We start from the raw sequence: 1,750 nt of genomic DNA, 5'->3' as shown, positions 1-1,750 counted from the left end.
TTGACCTGGAAGCCGAGTTCGGCGAGGGCGAGGGCGGCACGGGTCGCGCCGTTGCAGCCGGGGCCCCAGCAGTAGGTGACGACCGGCACGGACCTGTCGAGGAGCTGCTCGGCCTGCTCGGGGATGAGGGCGGTGGGCAGGTGGACCGCGCCGGGGATGTGCCCCTGGTCCCAGGACGCGGTGGACCGGGAGTCGAGGACGACGAAGCCGGGGTCGCCGTCCGCGGCGAGCGCGGCGGCCACGTCGGAGACATCCGCGTGGAAGACGAGGCTGGCCCGGAAGTAGGCGGCAGCCTCGGCCGGGGCGCCGGGGGCGACCCTCAGGACGGGGTTCACGGGGTTCACGGCGTTCACGGCGGTCGTGGTGGTCATCTCGGGGCCTCTCTCTGCCCGGCGCTGCGGCCGACTCCTCGGCGGGACCGCCGTCCGGCCCCTCCGACCAGAAATCTACGGCCAGTGATCATCTTCCTGAAGGGGCATTCCACGGTCCGGACCTTGCCCAGCCGGGGAATCCCCTGCAGTCTCTCCCCCATGACCGTGAATTCCCCGTACGTCCCGGACGCCACCGACTGGCGCATCCTCGAAGTCCTCCAGCGTGACGGGCGGGCGAGCTTCGCCGATCTGGCGCGTGCCGTGTCGATGTCGGCGAGCGCCGTCACCGAACGGGTGCGGCGGCTGGAGGAGGCGGGCGTCATCCAGGGGTACGCGGCCGTGGTGGAACCGGAGCGGCTGGGGCTGCCGATCCTGGCGTTCGTGCGCCTCCGGTACCCCAACGGCAACTACAAGCCGTTCCACGACCTGGTGGCCGTCACCCCCGAGATCCTGGAGGCGCACCACGTCACGGGCGACGACTGCTTCGTGATCAAGGTCGCCGCCCGTTCGATGCGCCACCTGGAGGAGGTGTCGGGGAAGATCGGTTCGCTGGGCTCCGTCACGACCAGCGTCGTGTACTCCTCACCGCTCCCCCGGCGCCCTCTCGGCCACTGACGCCCCCGCGCTACCGGGGGCCCGTCGCCGGGACGCGCCGTCAGGCTGTCGTGCGCTGCCGGACCACCGACCCCGACCGGTCCTTCACGACCTCCAGCTGTGCGTGGATCCGTCGCCTCAGGTCCCCCACATGACTGACGATGCCGACGCTGCGGTCCCGCTCGCGGAGCGCGTCGAGGACGTCGAGAACCTCGTCGAGGGTCTGGTCGTCGAGGCTGCCGAACCCCTCGTCGATGAAGAGGGTGTCGAGGCGGACGCCGCCAGCCTCGTCGGTGACGACATCGGCGAGGCCCAGCGCGAGCGCGAGGGACGCGAAGAACGTCTCACCGCCGGAGAGCGTGGCCGTGTCCCGCTCACGGCCGGTCCACGCGTCGACGACGTGCAGTCCGAGTCCGCTGCGCCCGCGTCCGGACCGGTCGTCGGAGTGGACGAGGGTGTAGCGGCCGGAGGACATCCGCTGGAGCCGTACGGTCGCGGCGGCGGCGACCTGTTCGAGACGGGCGGCCAGGACGTACGCCTCCAGGCGCATCTTGCGCTCGTTGTCAGCGGCGGTACCGGCGGCGAGTCCCGCCATGCGGGCGACGCGGTCGTACTCCTCCCGCAGCGGTGCCAGCCGCCGTACGGAGGCGGCGGCCCGCGCCGACAGCCGGTCGAGCGCGGCACTGCGCCGCTCGGCCTCGTCCCAGGCGGACACGGCCCGCTGGAGGCGCCGGGCGGCGGCCTCGGCGGCCCGCTCGGCGCCGGCGACGTCGGCGGACGGCCGC

The 1,750-nt window shown here is 73.1% G+C and carries 3 protein-coding genes; 1 reads left to right on the top strand and 2 read right to left on the bottom strand.

The features are described from left to right. On the bottom strand, positions 1–371 hold a 371-nt coding region (locus tag M8J73_RS17925; RefSeq protein WP_249828790.1), incomplete at its 3' end, for a rhodanese-like domain-containing protein. 159 nt (positions 372–530) lie between these two features. Here M8J73_RS17925 and M8J73_RS17920 point away from each other — a divergent pair. Continuing rightward, entirely contained in the window at positions 531–986 is a 456-nt protein-coding gene (locus M8J73_RS17920) for an Lrp/AsnC family transcriptional regulator (protein ID WP_055537975.1), read from the top strand. Positions 987–1,026: 40 nt separating this feature from the next. Here M8J73_RS17920 and M8J73_RS17915 read toward each other — a convergent pair. After that, positions 1,027–1,750 (bottom strand): SbcC/MukB-like Walker B domain-containing protein (locus tag M8J73_RS17915; protein WP_283946756.1); only part of this gene is annotated, 724 nt, incomplete at its 5' end.

The sequence above is a fragment of the Streptomyces neyagawaensis genome (assembly GCF_023516595.1).
GTDB lineage: Bacteria > Actinomycetota > Actinomycetes > Streptomycetales > Streptomycetaceae > Streptomyces > Streptomyces neyagawaensis.
This window is presented reverse-complemented; position numbering and strand designations above follow the sequence as displayed.

Coding starts and splice junctions, on each gene's coding strand:
- M8J73_RS17920 (WP_055537975.1), top strand. CDS start 531: ATGACCGTGAATTCCCCGTACGTCCCGGACGCCACCGACTGGCGCATC.